This is a genomic window from Deltaproteobacteria bacterium, assembly GCA_009930495.1.
Classification (GTDB): Bacteria; Desulfobacterota; Desulfovibrionia; order Desulfovibrionales; family Desulfomicrobiaceae; genus Desulfomicrobium.
Genome location: RZYB01000307.1, coordinates 1 through 2,081 on the forward strand (window position 1 = coordinate 1; position 2,081 = coordinate 2,081).

At 58.1% G+C, this 2,081-nt stretch carries 2 protein-coding genes; both read left to right on the top strand.

From position 1 onward, the window contains the following. Window positions 1–1,272 precede the first annotated feature (1,272 nt). Window positions 1,273–1,536 (top strand): type II toxin-antitoxin system RelE/ParE family toxin, encoded by a 264-nt coding sequence (locus EOL86_14100; GenBank protein NCD26706.1) that lies wholly within the window; start codon window positions 1,273–1,275, stop codon window positions 1,534–1,536. Further along, complete coding sequence (locus EOL86_14105) at window positions 1,514–1,849, top strand: XRE family transcriptional regulator (GenBank protein NCD26707.1); 336 nt, start codon at window positions 1,514–1,516, stop codon at window positions 1,847–1,849. Before EOL86_14100 ends, EOL86_14105 begins: the two co-directional genes overlap by 23 nt. The last annotated feature ends 232 nt before the right edge of the window (window positions 1,850–2,081 follow it).

The following is a 2,081-nucleotide window of genomic DNA, read 5'->3' on the forward strand; positions in this document are numbered from 1 at the left end:
GAGCAGGAGCTCCACGACAGGAAGACCACGAAAACAAATGAAGCCGAACCATGACGGTCCGGCTTCTCGTGATTTTATCGCAGTGGCGGAGGGTTAGTCTGTCGAACTCATTCAGAATATGTCGTAATTACTAGATAAAAAAAATAGTGTATCCGGTGTTGCCCGTAAAGTTGCCCGTATCTCCGAGCGTTGGAAATCCGGGCCGCCTTAGGATGAGCTCAAAAACCTGAGGACTTTTTCCTGAACCACCAGGGTCCATGTCTGCATTGTCTGCGGAGGCTTGCTTCGTCTAGGCTCCCGGTTGCAGACTTTGATTTTTCAATATCTGCATTGTCTGCAAGCAAACGCCCTCCCCTGGCCCTGGGTAACATCGTTGTGGGGGGGGGGCACCCTGTACGGGTCCGATCCGGACGTGCGAATGGGCCGGACCGAGCCCACGCCCACCAAGGGTGTTTTTCGTATGCCTCACGGTTCTGGACGCTCCGACCGTGTACCGGCGTCTCCGTCCATAGGATGACACGTTCAGCACGAAAGCAAATGGCATGCCTCATATTTTCGTGTCGCTTGTTTTTGAATCAAATTGTTGCTGGTGCTATATCGGCACGCCCCATGCTTTTTGGTCTTTTCCCTGATAGTGTGGCATGATCCGCGCTGTATTATTTTTCATGTGTAACACGGACCAATGCGGTCAGGTTTCCCCGCGTGGTGGCGTGCGGGTGCATGGCCCTTGCTCGTGGTTCCACGTCTCCATGTCTCCATGTCTCCCGGCATAGGCAGGCCGTGGCCTGGGGGATGGAGACGTTGAAAAGCCAATGTCTCCATGTCTCCATGGGCAGATGGAGGGCGGGCCAGGACCATGGACGGGGGAGCCAGGGCCTTGCTCATGGGCTGGGGAAGACTGGCCAGGGGGAAGAGGCTTGAAGGCTGGTGGTGGGCTTTGGGCCTGGGCTTGATTGGTGGCCAGGGCTGGGGAGGGTGGCCCTTTGGTCGGGGGCTTTGGGTTGCTGGCCAGGGCTTGGCCAGGGTTTGGAGGCTTGGCCAGGGCTTTGGGCCAGGGCAAACCAAGCCGGGGTGCTGGACAAGGCCAGGGGGACAGACCGGGGGCGGGGAGGGGGCACCCCTGTCGTCTCGCGTTCGGTTCCGCCGCGCGCGTCTTGAATAGGTGACTCTGAAAAATGCCGGTGATTTTTTCAAAATCAAGTCAGGTTGTCCGGGGCCGTCCAGGAAGCCACGAGATTGACCGCGCTCATTCTAATAATTATTAGCTTGTGCATGACGCAAATCTTATGGACAAAGAAGGCGACCAAGCAGCTCTTGAAGCTCCCGGTCAACGATGCGGGAAGAATTAAGCTGGCCGTGGACGGGCTCGCGGAGTGGCCAAGCGTCAAGCAGGTCAAGGCGCTTACCAATCGGGAGGATTACCGGTTACGAGTGGGCGACTACCGCGTCTTTTTCCGGGTGGATGCCGAGGGCAATCCGGTCGTTATCACCATCGAGCGCGTGGAGAGAAGAAATGAGCACATCTACAAGCAGTGAACACCAAGTCATCCGGGCCGATGGCGTGCCCGTGGCCGTTGTCGTGCCTTATGACGATTATCTGCGCATGACCGCCAAGGGCGATGAACATGTCACCTTGCCCAACGAGGTGGTGGGTCTGATCCTGGCCGGGAAGTCCACCGTGCGGGCATGGCGTGAGCACCTTGGACTGACTCAATCCGTGGTGGCCGAACGCATGGGCATCTCGCAGTCCGCCTATGCCCAGATGGAGGCCCCGGACGCGCGCCCAAGGCCGTCCACCTTGCGCCGCATTGCCGACGCCATGGGGATTGAATGGGAACAGATGGAGTGACGCCATGAACCAAGACGACGAGGATTTGAGGGGGAAGCCCTCACCGAATCCGAAGGGCGAGCCATCGCCCGCTTCAAATCGTTTGACGCCTTCCGAACTCGAATCTCTGGACAGGGCCGTGCGCTCTTTTCAAGAGTCAACCAAGAAGCTCTTCCCGCACATCAAGTTCGTCTAGCCGCCATGGGCAGTTTTCGGCGCTCATAGCCAGGGGCAAATAAAGACGCCCGCCGCC